The organism is Mesorhizobium sp. LNHC232B00, assembly GCF_000502435.1.
GTDB lineage: Bacteria > Pseudomonadota > Alphaproteobacteria > Rhizobiales > Rhizobiaceae > Mesorhizobium > Mesorhizobium opportunistum.
This window is the reverse complement of the sequence record NZ_AYWP01000021.1, coordinates 64,868-81,343: the sequence shown is the minus strand read 5'-3', so window position 1 is coordinate 81,343 and position 16,476 is coordinate 64,868. Positions and strand designations below refer to the sequence as shown.

The following is a 16,476-nucleotide window of genomic DNA, read 5'->3' as shown; positions in this document are numbered from 1 at the left end:
TCAGACGTGTGCTCTTCCGATCTCTTCGAAGGACGAACTCAAGGCGGCGGTGATGTTGCCGACGACGAAGAACACCAGCGTCCACAGAATGACGCGGCGCCGGTCCCATTCGCCGGTCAGCGTCGCCAGGATCGGCGTGCCGATCGCATAGGCTAGCGCGAAGGCAGTGATCAGCGTGCCCGCCAGCGGGATGGAAATGCCTGCATCCCCAGCGATGTCGGGCAGAAGGCTGGAAATCACGAAGCCCTCGGTCGAGATCGTGAACGATCCGAGCGCGAGCCAGAAGAGACGCTTATCCATAGGGAAGTGTCCTTAGTTCAAGAGTTATTGAACAATTGGACATACCGGAGCATGATGTCAATGAAGCCAGCGGAAAATAGCTGAACCATCCTGACAGCCCTGTGTCAGCACAAAAGGTCAGCACGGGTCGAAACGGGAGAAACAATGTGTACGGGCAGGCGAGGACGGATGCGTTGAAATCGGCCCGAACTGCGCTTAGGTTTCCAGCCATGACGCTGCCTCACCCCAATACGGACCAGATCAGCCTGCCCATCGTGCTCGGCGTGCTCGGCGACCCGACGCGGCTTGCAATCGTGCGCTATCTCGCCAGCAAGGAAGGCGTACCGCTGAACTGCAGCCGGTTCCTCGATCTCGGTTCTAAGACGAATTTGAGCTATCACCTCGCCAAATTGCGCGAGGCCGGCGTCACCCGCACCAAAGTGGTCGGCACCAACCGGATGATCACGCTGCGCCGCGCCGACCTCGACGCCCGCTTCCCCGGCCTGCTCGACAGTGTCATCGCCGCGGCTGGCAACTCTGCCCTTCCAGCGGTCGGCGGCCCCGACATCGAAGTTCCGGCGTAGCCTCAAAACTCGATCAGAAGGCTGACCAACGGCCAAGTTGGGTGGAAAGTCCATGTCGCTCGACGAGCACATTCTCGGGAATCGGACTTTCGGGCCAGGAGTGATCGATGCGTAGCTCTCAAATGGAAAAATACGTCTGGGCGTCGATCCTATATTACGCTGTGGCCGTGGTGGCGTCTGCGCTTCTTGTAGCCGCTTGTATGAGCGGCCTTGGCGTCGCGTGGACCCTGATTGCAATATTCGGATATTTTGCGCTGATTGCATCTCTTAATATCTGGCGACGCAGAAGGCACCCACGAAGCCTGTACCAGCTAGAATTGACCAAATGGCGATAGGACAGCTAGTCGCCAGTGCAACCTGCCACGCAGCCAGAACTTTTTTGAAGGGCCGACCGCGTCTTTCGGCCCGACGCCTCTGCTGCTATTTCGCGAAATAGCTCGCAACTCGTATCTGAGGTTCTGGCGCCACTAGCGCTGCCAAAAACCGATATGCGGTGCGAGAAGTTCTTCCTCCATCTCGGGGAAAGGGCCGTGGACCTCGATCGGTTTCTGCCCGGAGGCAAGGACCGTGCGCGACGCGAGGTTCATCGTCGGATTCTCGGCATGGTCGCCAGTGAGCGCCAGAAGCTTGGTCTCCTCGAAGCCGTAGACCAGCCGGCCGATATTCGCCCAGTAAAGCGTTCCGGTGCACATCGCGCAGGGCTCGCCGGTCGAGACCAGCGTGCAGGACCAGAGGAATTCCGGCGGATAGGCGTCCGCGGCACGCCGGGCGAGTTCGGTTTCGGCGTGGCGCACGGTGCTGATATTGCCTTGCCGCATGAGGATGCGATCGTCGGGGCCGACGAGCACACAGCCGAAAGGATGGTGCCCGTGCGCGGCGGCGTCGCGCGCGACGTCATTGGCGGCGCGCAGGTGGGCGAACATCCGGTCGCGGGTCATCGCCTGGTGCCTTTCGAGGCTGTCTAAGCGGATATTCCCATCTTAACTTCGGGACGACGTGGACGCTAGCAGATGGCGTGCTTCCGCGATAGCCACGGGTGGGCTGCCCAGTGGTCCCAGCCCTAACGATCTCAAGAGCCTGATAGCAACAACCGGGGCTTGATAGTTAAGGCGGGGGCTTGATAACGAAGACGGGCCGGAAAGGCCTCCAACGGGGCCGCGCCAAGGGAGCCCGCCGCATGCGCATAGCCGTCCTCGCCGATATCCACGGCAACATACTGGCGCTGGATGCCGTGCTGGAGGATTTGGCGCGGCGTGGCGGCGCCGATCTCACCGTCAATCTCGGCGACAGCGTTTCCGGCCCACTCTGGCCGCGCGAGACGTTTGCAAGGCTGCAGGCGCTGAACCTGCCGACGGTGCGCGGCAACCACGACCGCCGCGTCGCGGCCGACCCTCCCAATGACGAGATGTGGCCCTCGGACGTCTACGCGCAGGAGCGGCTGACGCAGCCGCAGCGCGAGGCACTCTTCGCGCAACCCCTCACCCTCGAGATCGCACCCGGCGTCGTCGCCTTCCACGCCCGCCCCGATCATGACGAGAAATATCTCACCGACGCGATCGTCGATGGCCAGTTGGTGCGCGCGCCGCTGGCGGCGATCCGGCGCCGGCTGACGGCGCTCGACCCGGCCTGCCGTATTGCGCTGTGCGGCCACAGCCACCGCGCCGAGCTGGTCCGTGTTCCCGATGGCCCAGTCATCTTCAATCCCGGCAGCATCGGCTGTCCCGCCTATGATGATTCAACGCCGCCGGCGCATGTCTCCGAGCAGGGCTCGCCGCACGCCCGCTACGGCGTCGTCACCTTGGGCGGCGCCGGCCTGCCCGGCCGTTTCGAGGCCATCGCCGTCGACTACGACCACGAGGCGGCCGCACGGCAGGCCGAGCAGGCGGGACGGCCGGAATGGGCCCACGGCTTGCGCACCGGCTTCATGCCGTAACCGCGAGGCCAGCCTCCCAGCGATCGACCGGCACCAGCTTCGCCACAATTTTCGGACTTACATGGCGGCCCGTCGTCCCCTATAAAACCGGCCGGGCATGCGGCGGGACTGTCGCGGCATGATGTCTCGAATATCGGCGCACGGCCAAATGATGAGGCGCACAGTTACGCTCCGAACAAGTTTGCAGGCGCTGATCGCCGTTCCGCTGCTGATCGCGGCGTGGCCGGCCGTTGTCCCTGTCCATGCCGAAGACTTCATTTCGGTCGTCACCGGGCTTGCCCCCGACGACCTGCTGAATATCCGCGCCAAGCCATCGGCGATCGGCAAGACCGAGGCCCGCCTGGCCGGCGGCGCAAGCGTACGCAACCTTGGCTGCAACGACATTGACGGGCACCCCTGGTGCAAGGTCGAGTCCGAAAATCCCAAGGCCACCGGCTGGGCTCCCGCGCGCTATCTCGTTCCCCTCAATCCGGCGACCGTGTCCGATCTGGACCAGACGGCGGATGCGCCTGCCGGCGATGCCGCCGCCCCTCCGCCAACGCCTGATCTGACGGCACGGCTGGGCGAGGCGGCTCACGCCGCCGAACCGCCGATGAAATCCGTTGCCGAGACCGCCATGCAGGATGCCTATGGCCTGGCTCTGGCGGCTGAGACCCCGCCGGCCGGGGCGGTTGCCGACCCCGCCGCGGCTGCACCCGTCGATAAGCAGACCGTCGCGGAACTCCCGCCCCAGCCCGACGCTCTTGCCTCTGGCGGCGGCATCGATATTCCCTGCGCCCGCAAGGTCGGCCAGCCGATGACGCGGTGCGCGGCAACCGTCGTGCGCAAGGCCACCGACAAGGCCGAAGTGACCGTGACCTGGCCCGATGGCGGCACGCGTGTCATCGCCTTCGACGCCGGCCGGCCGGCCGGCTCGGACGCCGACGGCAATTTCCGCTTCACCCGCGAGGGCAGCCTCAACATGATCCGCATCGGCGAGGCCGAGCGTTTCGAGATCACGGATGCGGTGGCGTTTGGAACAAAGGGAATAGGGCAGTAGGGCAGTAAGGCAGTATGTGAAGTTGCCTTGACTGCTCCCCCTACTGCCCTACTGCCCTACTGCCCTACTNAGTAGGGCAGTAAGGCAGTATGTGAAGTTGCCTTGACTGCTCCCCCTACTGCCCTACTGCCCTACTGCCCTACTCCTCATTTTCGGGGTTACATCCGACAAAACTCTTCCCTATAAGGCCCTCCTAGCCTGATACCAGAATCGCAAGCACAACCGGCCGGGTCTTCCCGTCCCGGTTTTTCGTGTAAGCCGCTCGCCGAACGGAATCCGAACCCATGCCAAGACGCACTGACATCAAGTCGATCCTGATCATCGGGGCCGGCCCCATCGTCATCGGCCAGGCCTGCGAGTTCGATTATTCCGGCACCCAGGCCTGCAAGGCGCTCAAGGAAGAAGGCTTCCGCGTCATCCTGGTCAATTCCAACCCGGCCACCATCATGACCGACCCGGAACTGGCCGACGCCACCTATATCGAGCCGATCACGCCGGAAGTCGTCGCCAAGATCATCGCCAAGGAGCGGCCCGACGCGCTGCTGCCGACCATGGGCGGCCAGACCGCGCTCAACACCGCTCTGTCGCTGCGCCGCATGGGCGTGCTCGAGCGCTACAATGTCGAGATGATCGGCGCCGACGCCACGGCAATCGACAAGGCCGAGGATCGCGCGCTGTTTCGCGAGGCGATGAGCAAGATCGGCCTGGAAACGCCGAAGTCGATGCTGGCCAACGCCACCGACGTCAAGAACGCCGACCGCAAGACCCATGAGGCCGAGCGCGCCGCGCTCAAGGCCGAGAAGCCGGCCGATCTCGACACCGCGCTGGATGCGCTGGAGACACGCTGGAACCTCGGCGAAGGCGACCGCAAGCAGCGCTATATCAGCCACGCCATGGCGATCGCCGCCCAGGCGCTCGACCATGTCGGCCTGCCGGCCATCATCCGCCCGTCCTTCACCATGGGCGGCACCGGCGGCGGCATCGCCTACAACCGCGCCGAATTCTACGACATCGTCCAGTCCGGCCTCGATGCCTCGCCGACCACCGAAGTGCTGATCGAGGAAAGCGTGCTCGGCTGGAAGGAGTATGAGATGGAGGTTGTCCGCGACAAAGCGGATAACTGCATTATCGTCTGCTCAATCGAGAACATCGACCCGATGGGCGTGCACACGGGCGACTCCATCACCGTCGCCCCGGCGCTGACCTTGACCGACAAGGAATACCAGATGATGCGCAACGCCTCGCTCGCGGTGCTGCGCGAGATCGGCGTCGAGACCGGCGGCTCCAACGTGCAGTTCGCCGTCAACCCGGCCGATGGCCGGCTGGTGGTGATCGAGATGAACCCGCGCGTCTCGCGCTCCTCCGCGCTCGCCTCCAAGGCGACCGGCTTCCCGATCGCCAAGATCGCCGCCAAACTCGCCGTCGGCTACACGCTGGACGAGCTGGAGAACGACATCACCGGCGGCGCCACGCCCGCCTCGTTCGAGCCGTCGATCGATTACGTGGTGACCAAGATCCCGCGTTTTGCCTTCGAGAAATTCCCCGGCGCCGAGCCGGTGCTGACCACCGCCATGAAGTCGGTCGGCGAAGTGATGGCCATCGGCCGCACCTTCCAGGAATCGCTGCAGAAAGCGCTGCGGGGGCTGGAGACCGGCCTCACCGGCCTCGACGAGATCGAGATCCCCGGCCTCGGCCACGGGGCGGCAGTTGCCAGCCATGTCGACGACCGCAACGCCATCCGCGCCGCCTTGGGCACCCCAACGCCGGACCGGCTGCGCATGGTGGCGCAGGCGATCCGCATGGGCACCTCGCTGGAAGACGTGCACGCCATGTGCAAGATCGACCCGTGGTTTCTCGAACAGATCGCCGGCATCCTCTCCATGGAAGCCCGCATCCGCGAGCACGGCATTCCGCAGGACGCCGTCAATCTGCGCATGCTGAAGGCGATGGGCTTCTCCGATGCCCGCCTCGCGTCGCTGACGAAGACCGACGCCGAAGTGATTCAGAAGATTCGCGAAAAACTCGACGTTCATCCAGTTTATAAGCGCATCGACACCTGCGCCGCCGAGTTCGCCTCGCCGACCGCCTACATGTACTCCACCTATGAAGTGCCGTTCGCAGGCGCGCTCGCCAACGAGGCCCAGGTCTCGTCGCGCAAGAAGGTGGTCATCCTCGGCGGCGGGCCGAACCGCATCGGCCAGGGCATCGAGTTCGACTATTGCTGCTGCCACGCGGCGTTTGCGCTGCGCGATGCCGGCTATGAAGCGATCATGATCAACTGCAACCCCGAGACCGTCTCGACCGACTACGACACCTCGGACCGGCTCTACTTCGAACCGCTGACGGCGGAGGACGTGCTGGAGATCCTGCGCGCCGAGCAGGCCTCGGGCGAACTGGTCGGCGTCATCGTCCAGTTCGGCGGCCAGACGCCGCTGAAGCTGGCGGACGCGCTGGAGAAGGCCGGCATCCCGATCCTCGGCACCTCGCCCGACATGATCGATCTGGCGGAGGACCGCGACCGCTTCCAGAAGCTGCTGCACAAGCTCAACCTCAGCCAGCCGAAGAACGGCATCGCCTATTCGGTCGAGCAGGCCCGCCTCGTCGCCGGCGAGCTCGGCTTCCCGCTGGTGGTGCGCCCGTCCTATGTGCTCGGCGGCCGCGCCATGCAGATCATCCATGACGAGAGCATGCTGCAATCCTACCTGCTCGACACCGTGCCCGGCCTGGTGCCGGAGGACATCAAGCAGAAATACCCCAACGACAAGACCGGCCAGATCAACACGCTGCTGGGCAAGAACCCGCTGCTGTTCGACACTTATCTCTCGGGCGCCATCGAGGTCGATGTCGACTGCCTCTGCGATGGCAAGGCGACCTTCGTCTCCGGCATTCTGGAGCATATCGAGGAGGCCGGTATCCATTCGGGCGACAGTGCCTGCTCGCTGCCGGTGCACTCGCTGCCTTCGGAGCTCGTCGACGAGCTGGAGCGCCAGACGGCCGCCCTTGCCCGCGCGCTCAATGTCGGCGGGCTGATGAACGTGCAGTACGCGATCAAGGACGGCACGGTCTATGTGCTGGAGGTCAACCCGCGCGCGTCACGCACCGTGCCCTTCGTCGCCAAGACCATCGGGCGCCCGATAGCCAAGATCGCCGCCCGCATCATGGCCGGCGAGAGCCTCGAAGACGCCTTCGCCCATTATGGCGCCATGCCAGACCCCAGGAATCCCGGCCACATCGCCGTCAAGGAAGCCGTCTTCCCCTTCGCCCGCTTCCCCGGCGTCGACATACTGCTCGGCCCGGAAATGCGCTCGACCGGCGAGGTCATGGGCCTCGATCGCGACTTCGCGCTGGCCTTCGCCAAGAGCCAGCTCGGCGCCGGCGTCGACCTGCCCCGCTCCGGCACGCTGTTCGTCTCCGTGCGCGACGAGGACAAGAAAGGCATCCTGCCGGCAGTGAAACGCCTCGCCGGCCTCGGCTTCAAGGTGCTGGCCACCTCCGGCACCCAACGCTTCCTCGCCGAAAACGGCGTCGTCGCCGAAAAGATCAACAAGGTCCTCGAAGGCCGCCCCCACATCGAAGACGCCATCCGCAACCGCCAGGTCCAGATCGTCTTCAACACGACGGATGGCCAGAAGGCAGTGTCGGACTCGAAGTCGCTGCGGCGGGCAACGCTGATGCAGAAGGTGCCGTATTACACCACGCTGTCGGGTGCGGCTGCGGTGGCGGAGGCGATTGCGGCGCTGAAGGCGGGGAGTTTGGAGGTTCGGCCGCTGCAGGAGTATTTTGCGTGATGCGGGTGGATACCTAAACAGGTTGGTTTCGCTGGTAGCGCTAACCGCGTCTGAGCAACCTCTAGGCTAAGAAAAATCCACGGCTCCTTCTTTTCTTTCATTCACTTAAAGTACAAACTGCGGAAAGTTGGTTCGCATTGGCGGGGATATAAGATGCCGGTTTTCAATGATGAAAACATTGAACGTCTGTTTGGCGCTGAAGCCGCAGAGAACGAAGACCCGGAGCGTTTGAAGGAATACTTCTATATAAACAAAACGTATGAAAATATTAGAAACAGCCTACCAATACGAGTGCTCGTCGGCCATAAAGGAATTGGAAAAAGCGCTTTACTAAAAAGGTCATATCTTGATGATATCGAGAATGGCCAGATGTGCGCTTGGATACAGCCCAGTGATCTCACCGAACTCTCGTCTATAAAAGATACGGGAGACTTCAACCAACAGATAGAAGCGTGGAAGCGAGGAATACTTAGAGTTGTTGCAAAGAAGATAATAGATGATTTCACTGGAGGCGATACACAAAAAGAGATTGACGGCGCCATATACTCCAAGGCATCGACGTTTATTGGATCATTAACTTCAGTATTTCAGCAATATGCAGAAAGATTCGTTCCAAAAACTAGCGAGATGGTGATAAAACAATTTATTTCTAAGAAGATAATTCATATATACATTGATGACATCGACAGGGGTTGGGCGGCTCTTGATAAAGACATTCGAGGGATTTCTGCCTTGCTCAATGCAATACGAGACATCTCGGGAGAAGAGAAGGGCATTAGATTTCGAGTCGGGTTGCGTACCGATGTATATTTTTTAGTCAGAACCTCAGACGAATCTACCGACAAGATCGAAAACAATATTATATGGTTGACTTGGACGAACCACGAGGTACTTTCTCTTGCCGCCAAGAGAATTGAAACATTTTTCAAAACCACGCTCCGGCAATCCGATATAGATCAGATGTCCCAGAAGAGTATATCCGACAACATACTTTCTAAGGTCATTGAGCCCCGCTTTGTCGGCCGAGGCCACTGGAGCGACCGCCCAATCCATAACGTTATACTTTCGCTTATCCGCAAAAGGCCAAGAGACTTGGTTAAATTGATGAGCGGCGCCGCAAAAATCGCTTTTACTAGAGGCCATCTTGTCATAACCTCGAAAGACCTGGACGATTCGTTTGCATCATATTCTGAAGAACGACTTCAGGACACGATAAATGAATTCAAAACCGAGATGCCGAGTATTAATAAGTTACTCCTTGGTATGAGGCCGACTCGATTTCAAAAAAAGACTTCGGAAAATTACGTTTACGCTACAGATAAGCTCTCAAGGAAATTGTCCGAAATAATGCGCGGAGCAACACTTTCATTCACAAACGGCAGACAAATTTCAGGAAAATCTCTTATACAATTTCTGTATAAGATTGATTTTATTACTGCAAGACGCGAGGAAGGCGAATACATAGATAGAAAATACTTTGAACAAGCAAGGTTTCTTGCTAACGAGGTTGTCGATTTTGGCTATGATTGGGAGGCACACCCAGCATACCGGTGGGCCCTGCAGCCTCAAGACGTCAACGATGTAATTAACTCATTGAGGAACTATAAAGACAGTTCTACATTCCGTCAGTAGTCATTCTGCTAGACATCGCCGATGCTCCGGATAAGGCGTGCGATCCTTGTCCAGGGACCTGACGTCCGGTTGATCAATATGGTGGCAATCGCCCTGTTGCTCGCGAACGTCGCGCAGACGCTTATGAGCGGCCACTCCTCAACCAGCGCTAGTTTGATAGAGGAGAGTCAAGCCACCGCCACACACTCAATCTCAATATCAAACTCCATCGGCCACGACGCCACCGGCACAAAACTTCGCGCCGGCGGGTTGACGCCGAAGTACCTCGCGTAAACCCGGTTTATGGCGTTGTAGAAGCCGGAGTTGACGGCGTAGATGCGCACCATCACCACATTGTCCAGCGAGGTGCCGGCCGCTTCCAGGCAGTGTTTCAGCGCCTTCAGCGACGCCTCGGTCTGCACCTCGATGTCGCCGCGCACCATCTCGCCGGTCACCATGTCCACCGGCGGCGTCGCCGAGATGAAGACGAAACCGTTGGCTTTCACCGCCGTCGAACAGGGCAGGCCGAGTGAGCGCACCTTGTCCGACATGACCGGTACTTCGATGATTTCTTTTTTCATGGTGATGCTCCCCTGGGTTGGGAGGGAGCTTACCGCGACGGCCGCCGAACGCCAGCGCAGTTCTTCCCTTCTCCCCCTTGTGGGAGAAGGTGGCACGGCGCGTCAGCGCCGGGTCGGATGAGGGGTGTTCCAGCTTGGCGGAACCGTCAAACAATTACGAGATCGAACCAGAAAACACCAACGCCTCACTCCGCTGGAGCACCCCTCATCCGTCTTGCCGCTTTGCGGCAATCCACCTTCTCCCACAGGGGGAGAAGGGAAGAACCCCTCACCCCTGCCCCGGATATGGCGTGCCGTCCTTGTGCAGAAACCGTCCATCGGAACTCGGGCTCATCATGTCGATGTCGGAGCAGGTGATGACATCGTCGGGATTGCGCGAGCCGACTTCGAGATAGCGCGCGGTTGCCGACGAGCGGTTGATCATGTGGTGGCCGTTGCCGCTGTTCTTGGCGAAGGCAGCACTATCGCCCGCTTTGAGCAGCGTCTCGCCGCCATCCTCGACCAGCGTCAGTTCCCCTTCCAGCACATAGACGAGCTCGTCCTCATGGCTGTGCCAGTGGCGCTGGCTCGACCAGCCGCCGGGCGGGAGCGTCATCAAATTGACGCCGAAATCGGTGAGCCCGCCGGCATCGCCCAGGCGACGGCGCGTGCGGGTGGCGCAGGGGGCATCGAAGGGCGCGGGGTAGCCGGAGCCTTGGCGGACGGGCACGGTGACAAGGTCGAGTTTGGGCATGGGTGCTTCCTCGGGATTGATGGCGGTAGTTTAATTCGCGGCGGGCGGAGGCACAGAGCCATCTCGGCGGCGCTTGGTTGCCAAGGACTAGCATCCGCCGTCGCGCCCTACGGCGCCCCCCTCTGTCCTGCCGGACATCTCCCCCTCAAGTGGGGAGATTGGCAGCTTTGCCGACGCGCCATTCTTTTAAACGTCGAAAACTGGCGAAACCCGGGATGATGGCCGATCTCCCCACTTGAGGGGGAGATGTCCGGCAGGACAGAGGGGGGCCTCGTAGGGTACCGACCATGGACCGTTCGCGGACTCCATGCACCGCCGCAAAGCCGCTCCTAATGACAACACCCATACTGCAGCTGCTCATCCCAGTTCGGCCTTCCCTCCGGCGTAAAATCCATCAGGTTCCACAGGATCTCGCAGGTGCCGATGGCACGCGGGTCCTGGCCGGGGTCGGTCGGCGCGAAGCCGAGTTCGGACGACCAGAAATGGCGGATAGCGTCACCATCGCGGCGGAACACCGAGAGCAGCGGGAGTTGCGCGCCGTCGGCGGTCTCCGCATTGTAGTCGCGCTTGAAGCTGTTGTTGGCCGACGACAGCAGCCGCATGTTCTTCCAGCCACGGTCGCGGCCGAGCGTCACCAGGTTTTCCAGCGCGGTCTTGGCCACCACGGCGAAGTTGAAACCGGCGGCCTGGAGATGCCCGACGGCGCCGTCGAACTGGTCGAGCAGCGCCGTGCAGGACGGGCATGGCTGGTCCGGCCGGGCGAGCTTGGCCGTACCGCCGCTGGTGGCGACATCGCGCGTTTCCTGCGGATGGCGGGGAAACATCATTTGATAAAGGATGAGCGTGTCCTTCCCAGGCGCGAACAGCTCCGACAGTTTGACCTTGGCCGGCCTGCCATCGGCATCGAGCGCATCGAACACGTAATCTTGGCTGATCAGCCCGCCCGGCGGCAGCGCGCGGCGCGCCTCGGCCACGGCTTCCATGGCGCGGCGCAGCTCGATTTCCTTCTTCAAGAGCTTTTCGCGAGCGGTGCGGTATCTGGCGGATTCGTTGGGAAAGGTGATCATGGTGGGCTCCTTCGTCGTCGCGCCGGCGTCCCGGCGCGGTTGCTCTGCGACCCAAGGACGTTTTGCGACGACCGGTCCCGACAATTTGTACGGGGCGGCATACCAATGTATCTGTTCGCCACCGCTCCGGGGACATCCATGCAAGAAGACGAAGAGATCGACCTGCGCTGCCCGCAAGTGGTGGCCGACAATGCCGCCAAGGGCCTCCGGCTGCGCCAGCAGTTCGGCCGTGGCGGCACCGAGATCGGTGTCGCGCGGGCGACAGAACTGAAGAACCGCGAGAAGCTCGCCCCTTCCACCATCCGCCGCATGGTCAGCTACTTCGCCCGCCACGAGGTCGACAAGCGCGGCAAGAACTACGGCAACGAGCAAAACCCCTCGGCAGGCCACATCGCCTGGCTGCTGTGGGGCGGCGACGAAGGCCGCGCCTGGGCGCTGGAGCTCAAGAAGAAGATCGGCAACGCGCCCGATATCTGACCGACAACCGGGCCGTCACCCCCCGACAGGCAAGGCCGTCATCCCTGATGCGCGGCGGCCAGTTCCTTCACATGCTTTTCGTGCATCTTCAGCACCGGCAGCGTCTTCTTGGCAAACTCCTTCATCGTCGGGTCGTCGCCCGACTTGGCGTAGGTGCTGAACAGCGCGACCGCCTGCTTGTGCGCTTCGGTCTGCATCATGATGTATTTTGTGTCGAAATCCTTGCCGCTCGCGCCCTTCAGTTCGTCGAGCATCCGCTGCTCCTTGGGCTGCAGCGCCGGTCCGGCCGGCTTGATCGAAGCCGTGGTCTGGCCCTGGCTCAGCGCCGTTTTGAAATCCTCGCCGGCCTTGATGTGGTCCTTGATCATCTGGCCTGCGAAGGCCTTGACGCCGGCCGATGCGGATTTCTGCTCGGCCAGCTTGCTCGACTGGATTTCGAACTCGTTGGCGTTGGGCACGGTGGTGACGAAGGTCTGGGTGTCGACCTTGCTGTCGGCCACCAGCGGCGCGACTTCGGTGGATTTGGTGCCGTTCGTTTGCGCAAGGGCTGCCGGCGCGCAGGCCAGCAAGGCTGCGGCGGTCGCGGTCAGAAGCGTTTTCATCTGAAATCTCCGATCCGGAATGGTCCCTCTGCCAACTCAACGCCGCACGAGCCGTGCGGTTCGCCTCGATCGACAAATCGTTGTCGATTGATCGGCCCCCTCACCCCTTCACCCCGCCGGCGGTCAGGCCGGAGACGATCTTGCGCTGGAAGATCAGCACCAGCACCACCAGCGGCACGGTGACGATCACCGACGCGGCCATGATGTTGCCCCACGGGATCTCGAACTGCGAATTGCCGGACAGCAGCGCGATCGCCACCGGCACGGTGCGCTGCGCGTTGTTGGAGGTGAAGGTCAGCGCAAACAGGAACTCGTTCCAGGCCCCGATGAAGGCGAGCAGCCCTGTGGTCGCCAGCGCCGGCCACATCAGCGGCAGGAAGATCCGCGTGATGATGATCCACGGCGTCGCGCCGTCGAGGATCGCCGCCTCCTCGACCTCGACCGGCAGGTCGCGCACGAAGGCGGTGAGCACCCAGACGGTAAACGGCAGCGTGAAGATCATGTAGGAAAAGATCAGCGCGAACAGCGAATTGTAGAGGCCGAACAGGCGCACCAGTTCGAACAGCCCGGCCAGCACCGCCACCTGCGGGAACATCGACACCGACAGGATGGCGAACAGCAGGGCCGAGCGGCCACGGAAGCGGATGCGCGCCAGCGCGTAGGCCGCGGTGACGCCCAGGAACAGGGAGAGTGCCACGACCGCGCCCGAAACGAACAGCGAGTTCACCAAGTTGCGCACGAAGCTGCCCTCGGTCAGCACGTTGCGGTAGTTGGCCAGGCTGAACGTCTTTGGCCAGAGGTCGGCCTGGAACAGCTCGGTGCCTGACTTCAGGCTGGTGACGATGGCGTAATAGAACGGGAACACCGCGACGAAGACGATCCCCGCGACCAGCAGGTAAAAAGCCCCGCGCTTGAGGAGCCACATTTCAGCGGCCTCCATCCAGGCTGACGCGGCCGATCCGGATGGTGGCGATGGTGAGCAGGGCCAGGATCAGGAAGAGCAGCGTCGAGGCGGCCGAGCCATAAGCGAACTTGTCGAACTCGAACAGGTTCTCGCGGGCGAACACCGACATCGACTTGGTATGCACATTGTTGGGCGTCAGCACATAGATCAGGTCGAAGATGCGCAGCGCATCGAGCGCGCGGAAGATCACCGCCACCATCACCGCCGGGCGGATCAGCGGCAAGGTCACCCGCCAGAAGATCTGCCATGGATTGGCGCCGTCGAGCTTGGCGACCTCGATGATCTCGCGCGGCAGCATCTGCAATGCGGCCAGGATGAGCAGCGCCATGAACGGCGTCGTCTTCCAGATGTCGACGATCAGCACCGCCGCCATCGCGGTTTCGGCGCTGGCCGTCCAGGCGATCTTGCCGTCGATCAGGCCGAAATTGATCAGCACGACATTGATGATGCCGAACTGCTCGTTCAGCATCCACTGCCACATCTTGGCCGAGACGATGGTCGGGATCGCCCAGGGGATCAGGATCGCCGCCCTGACGACGCCGCGGCCCGGGAATTCGGCATTGAGCACCAGCGCCACGACCATGCCTAGGATCGTCTCGCAGCTCACCGAAATCGCCGCGAAGCGCACCGTGTTCCAGACGGCGCGCCACCACACCGGATCGACCAGCAGGCCGTCATGGAGGACGCGGCGGCTCGGCATGCTGAACACCGAGAAATAATTGGCGAAGCCGACCCACTGGCGCGCGTCGAGATCGGCCAGCGAGGCGTCGGTGAAGCTGAAATAGACCGTTCGGGCAAGCGGCCAGCCGGCCGCGGCGGCCAGCACCAGAAGCATCGGCGCCAGGAACAGCCACGCCGAGCGAACGCGCTGTGCCATCAGCCGGGAGCGCGGGCGCTCGGCCTGGCTGGCGCCTGCCGGCTCCGCGCTCACCAGCCGCGGCCCTTCAGCCTGGTCAGCGTCGCTTCGAGATCCGCCAGATTGTCAGCGGCGGCGCCGTCGCCCGACAGCGTATTGTGAACGGCATTCCAGAACTGGCTCGACGCCTCGTTGTACTTGATCCCTGTCGCGGACGAGGGACGCGGCACGGCATTGAGAAAGATCTGCTTCCAGTGCGGAACGATCGGCTGCTCCCTGGCGATGTCGGCATCGTCATAGAGCGCCTGGATGGTCGGCAGGTTGGATGTCTTCAGCGTGCGGTATTTCTGCATCGCCGGCGAGGCGATGAACTTGACCAGCTCGATCGCCGCGTCCGGATGCTTTGAATATTTGGAGACGGCAAGGTTCCAGCCGCCGAGCGTCGCGAACGGCCGGGCGCCCTCGCCCGTGCCCGCCGGCAGCGGCGCCACGTCGAACTTGCCCTTGATCGGCGACCCCTCGCCGTTGCCGAGCGCATAGGCATAGGGCCAGTTGCGCATGAAGACCGCGTTGCCGGTCTGCCAGACGCCGCGCGATTCCTCCTCCTGGTAGGCAAGCACGCCGGGCGGCGCGATGGTTCCGATCCAGCCCTTGGCCATGTCGAGCGCCGCCGCCGCTTTGGGATTGTTGATGGAGACGGTGCCGTCGGGCTCGATGATCTGGCCGCCGCCATTCGACATCACCCATTCGAGCGCGTTGCAGGTCAGCCCCTCATAGGCATTGCCCTGGAAAACGAAGCCCCAGATATCGCGATTGCCGGCGGCACGTTCCTTGTCCATCACCAGCTTCGCGGTATCGCCCAGCTCCTTCCAGGTGGCCGGCACCTTGGCGCCGTATTTGTCGAGGAGATCCTTGCGGTAGTAGAGCGCCGGGGCATCGGTGAAAATCGGTAGGGCGACGAGCTTGCCGTTGACGGTCTGCGACCGGATTATCGAGGGGAAATGCGCGCCCACGACATCCCGCGTCGCCGCGGTCAAATCCACGAGCTGGCTGGCAAGCTGCGGTGCCCAGATGACATCGGTCTGGTAGATGTCGATGTCGCTGTTTCCGGCGGCAAGCCACAGCCGGTACTGGCCGAACTGGTCGGTCCCGGACGACGGCATGACGACGATGGAGACCTTGTTGCCGCTTTCTTTCTCGTAGCGGTCGAGGATTTCGCGCAGCACCTTGATGCCGTTGCCGGTGTCGCCCGACACGATCGACAAATCGACGGCCCGCACTGGAACGGTTCCCAGCATGACGGTGACCGCCAACGCCAGAAATGCATGGAAAAGCTTCACGATGGGGGATCTCCATGCTGAGCTGGCGACGCGGACACGCCGGCAGTTCGTCAGTCCCCACCGTTCAATGAATGCAAAGCGACGCTTTGGGTTCCCGAGTCATCGCGCAACCAGCGATCGGGCCGATCGGAAGCTAGCCCTCCCAGGCGACAGGCATCATCCCCAGCCGCTCATAGAGCCGCACGGCGGCGGCGTTCTCGACCGTGTTGGTCTTGAGGTCGACATGGTCGGCGCCGCGATCGCGAAAGGCGGAGAAGACGTGCCACATCAGTGCTTCCGCTATGCCCCGGCCGCGCGCCTCAGGATGGACGGCGAGATCCTTGACGAAAGCGCGCGTCCAGCAAAGCGCCGCCGCCGCCAGCCGGCCCTTGGCGTCGATGACGAGGAAACAAAGCGCGGGGTCGAATTCGGGATCACCGGATATGCGCGGCCACCATTCGTCGAACGGACCGTCGGCGCCGTCGTCGAACACGTCGCCGAGCAGCGCATGCAGGGGCAGCGCGTCACCGGGCTCAAACGAGCGCATGGTGAAACCCTCCGGCCAGTGCGGTACAACGAGCGTCTCGTCGAGGATCTTGCGCAGCCGGATGTCGTCAGGGGCCGGCGGGCGCGGTTCAGGCAT

The 16,476-nt window shown here is 62.3% G+C and carries 15 protein-coding genes and 1 pseudogene; 6 read left to right on the top strand and 10 right to left on the bottom strand.

Going from position 1 to position 16,476, the window contains the following annotated elements; translation table 11 throughout:
* Positions 1-24: 24 nt before the first annotated feature.
* A pseudogene (locus X743_RS146380) lies at positions 25-300 on the bottom strand (MFS transporter); the annotation flags it as partial.
* Positions 301-509: 209 nt separating this feature from the next.
* Between X743_RS146380 and X743_RS146385 the strand changes: the two are divergent.
* The gene (locus tag X743_RS146385; protein ID WP_023767629.1) at positions 510-863 is read left to right on the top strand and encodes a helix-turn-helix transcriptional regulator; all 354 of its coding nucleotides are present in this window, start codon (positions 510-512) and stop codon (positions 861-863) included.
* Positions 864-1,330: 467 nt separating this feature from the next.
* Here the strand turns inward: X743_RS146385 and X743_RS146390 are convergent, their stop codons facing one another.
* Positions 1,331-1,801, bottom strand: a complete 471-nt coding sequence (locus X743_RS146390) for a nucleoside deaminase (protein ID WP_023767628.1) — start codon at positions 1,799-1,801, stop codon at positions 1,331-1,333.
* A 239-nt stretch (positions 1,802-2,040) separates the two neighbouring features.
* Between X743_RS146390 and X743_RS146395 the strand changes: the two genes are divergently transcribed.
* The 4 genes from X743_RS146395 to X743_RS146410 all read left to right on the top strand — a co-directional run bounded on the left by X743_RS146395 (position 2,041) and on the right by X743_RS146410 (position 9,255).
* Positions 2,041-2,796 carry a metallophosphoesterase family protein gene (locus X743_RS146395; protein WP_023767627.1) on the top strand — a complete coding sequence of 252 codons (756 nt, stop codon included), beginning with the start codon at positions 2,041-2,043 and terminating at the stop codon, positions 2,794-2,796.
* Positions 2,797-2,944: 148 nt separating this feature from the next.
* Positions 2,945-3,835 (top strand): SH3 domain-containing protein, encoded by an 891-nt coding sequence (locus X743_RS146400; RefSeq protein ID WP_031258137.1) that lies wholly within the window; start codon positions 2,945-2,947, stop codon positions 3,833-3,835.
* Positions 3,836-4,119: 284 nt separating this feature from the next.
* Positions 4,120-7,623, top strand: coding sequence for a carbamoyl-phosphate synthase large subunit (gene carB, locus X743_RS146405; protein WP_023767625.1), 3,504 nt, complete (start codon positions 4,120-4,122; stop codon positions 7,621-7,623).
* 153 nt (positions 7,624-7,776) lie between these two features.
* Complete coding sequence (locus tag X743_RS146410) at positions 7,777-9,255, top strand: hypothetical protein (protein WP_023767624.1); 1,479 nt, start codon at positions 7,777-7,779, stop codon at positions 9,253-9,255.
* 167 nt (positions 9,256-9,422) lie between these two features.
* On the opposite strand, the gene X743_RS146415 is transcribed toward X743_RS146410, so the two are convergent.
* The 3 genes from X743_RS146415 to X743_RS146425 all read right to left on the bottom strand — a co-directional run bounded on the left by X743_RS146415 (position 9,423) and on the right by X743_RS146425 (position 11,615).
* Positions 9,423-9,815 carry a RidA family protein gene (locus X743_RS146415; protein ID WP_023767623.1) on the bottom strand — a complete coding sequence of 131 codons (393 nt, stop codon included), beginning with the start codon at positions 9,813-9,815 and terminating at the stop codon, positions 9,423-9,425.
* Positions 9,816-10,083: 268 nt separating this feature from the next.
* Positions 10,084-10,548: a cupin domain-containing protein gene (locus tag X743_RS146420; protein ID WP_023767622.1), complete on the bottom strand. Its 465-nt coding sequence runs from the start codon at positions 10,546-10,548 to the stop codon at positions 10,084-10,086.
* Between the two features lie 329 nt (positions 10,549-10,877).
* Positions 10,878-11,615, bottom strand: a complete 738-nt coding sequence (locus tag X743_RS146425) for a DUF899 family protein (RefSeq protein WP_031258135.1) — start codon at positions 11,613-11,615, stop codon at positions 10,878-10,880.
* A 138-nt stretch (positions 11,616-11,753) separates the two neighbouring features.
* On the opposite strand from X743_RS146425, the gene X743_RS146430 reads away from it, so the two are divergent.
* Entirely contained in the window at positions 11,754-12,092 is a 339-nt protein-coding gene (locus tag X743_RS146430) for a hypothetical protein (RefSeq protein WP_031258134.1), read from the top strand.
* Between the two features lie 38 nt (positions 12,093-12,130).
* On the opposite strand, the gene X743_RS146435 is transcribed toward X743_RS146430, so the two are convergent.
* The 5 genes from X743_RS146435 to X743_RS146455 all read right to left on the bottom strand — a co-directional run bounded on the left by X743_RS146435 (position 12,131) and on the right by X743_RS146455 (position 16,476).
* The gene (locus X743_RS146435; RefSeq protein ID WP_023767619.1) at positions 12,131-12,694 is read right to left on the bottom strand and encodes a DUF4142 domain-containing protein; all 564 of its coding nucleotides are present in this window, start codon (positions 12,692-12,694) and stop codon (positions 12,131-12,133) included.
* Between the two features lie 100 nt (positions 12,695-12,794).
* Positions 12,795-13,619: a carbohydrate ABC transporter permease gene (locus X743_RS146440; protein WP_031258133.1), complete on the bottom strand. Its 825-nt coding sequence runs from the start codon at positions 13,617-13,619 to the stop codon at positions 12,795-12,797.
* 1 nt (position 13,620) lies between these two features.
* Positions 13,621-14,535 (bottom strand): sugar ABC transporter permease, encoded by a 915-nt coding sequence (locus tag X743_RS146445; protein ID WP_051508590.1) that lies wholly within the window; start codon positions 14,533-14,535, stop codon positions 13,621-13,623.
* A gap of 50 nt (positions 14,536-14,585) precedes the next feature.
* On the bottom strand, positions 14,586-15,812 hold the full coding sequence (locus X743_RS146450) for an ABC transporter substrate-binding protein (protein ID WP_198028484.1): 1,227 nt from the start codon (positions 15,810-15,812) through the stop codon (positions 14,586-14,588).
* A 175-nt stretch (positions 15,813-15,987) separates the two neighbouring features.
* A complete protein-coding gene (locus X743_RS146455) occupies positions 15,988-16,476 on the bottom strand; it encodes a GNAT family N-acetyltransferase (RefSeq protein WP_023767615.1) in 489 nt (162 codons plus the stop codon).

Coding starts and splice junctions, on each gene's coding strand:
- X743_RS146385 (WP_023767629.1), top strand. CDS start 510: ATGACGCTGCCTCACCCCAATACGGACCAGATCAGCCTGCCCATCGTG.
- X743_RS146445 (WP_051508590.1), bottom strand. CDS start 14,535: ATGGCACAGCGCGTTCGCTCGGCGTGGCTGTTCCTGGCGCCGATGCTT.
- X743_RS146420 (WP_023767622.1), bottom strand. CDS start 10,548: ATGCCCAAACTCGACCTTGTCACCGTGCCCGTCCGCCAAGGCTCCGGC.
- X743_RS146390 (WP_023767628.1), bottom strand. CDS start 1,801: ATGACCCGCGACCGGATGTTCGCCCACCTGCGCGCCGCCAATGACGTC.
- X743_RS146430 (WP_031258134.1), top strand. CDS start 11,754: ATGCAAGAAGACGAAGAGATCGACCTGCGCTGCCCGCAAGTGGTGGCC.
- X743_RS146450 (WP_198028484.1), bottom strand. CDS start 15,812: ATGCTGGGAACCGTTCCAGTGCGGGCCGTCGATTTGTCGATCGTGTCG.
- X743_RS146455 (WP_023767615.1), bottom strand. CDS start 16,476: ATGCCTGAACCGCGCCCGCCGGCCCCTGACGACATCCGGCTGCGCAAG.
- X743_RS146395 (WP_023767627.1), top strand. CDS start 2,041: ATGCGCATAGCCGTCCTCGCCGATATCCACGGCAACATACTGGCGCTG.
- X743_RS146410 (WP_023767624.1), top strand. CDS start 7,777: ATGCCGGTTTTCAATGATGAAAACATTGAACGTCTGTTTGGCGCTGAA.
- X743_RS146415 (WP_023767623.1), bottom strand. CDS start 9,815: ATGAAAAAAGAAATCATCGAAGTACCGGTCATGTCGGACAAGGTGCGC.
- X743_RS146400 (WP_031258137.1), top strand. CDS start 2,945: ATGATGAGGCGCACAGTTACGCTCCGAACAAGTTTGCAGGCGCTGATC.
- X743_RS146440 (WP_031258133.1), bottom strand. CDS start 13,619: ATGTGGCTCCTCAAGCGCGGGGCTTTTTACCTGCTGGTCGCGGGGATC.
- X743_RS146435 (WP_023767619.1), bottom strand. CDS start 12,694: ATGAAAACGCTTCTGACCGCGACCGCCGCAGCCTTGCTGGCCTGCGCG.
- carB (WP_023767625.1), top strand. CDS start 4,120: ATGCCAAGACGCACTGACATCAAGTCGATCCTGATCATCGGGGCCGGC.
- X743_RS146425 (WP_031258135.1), bottom strand. CDS start 11,615: ATGATCACCTTTCCCAACGAATCCGCCAGATACCGCACCGCTCGCGAA.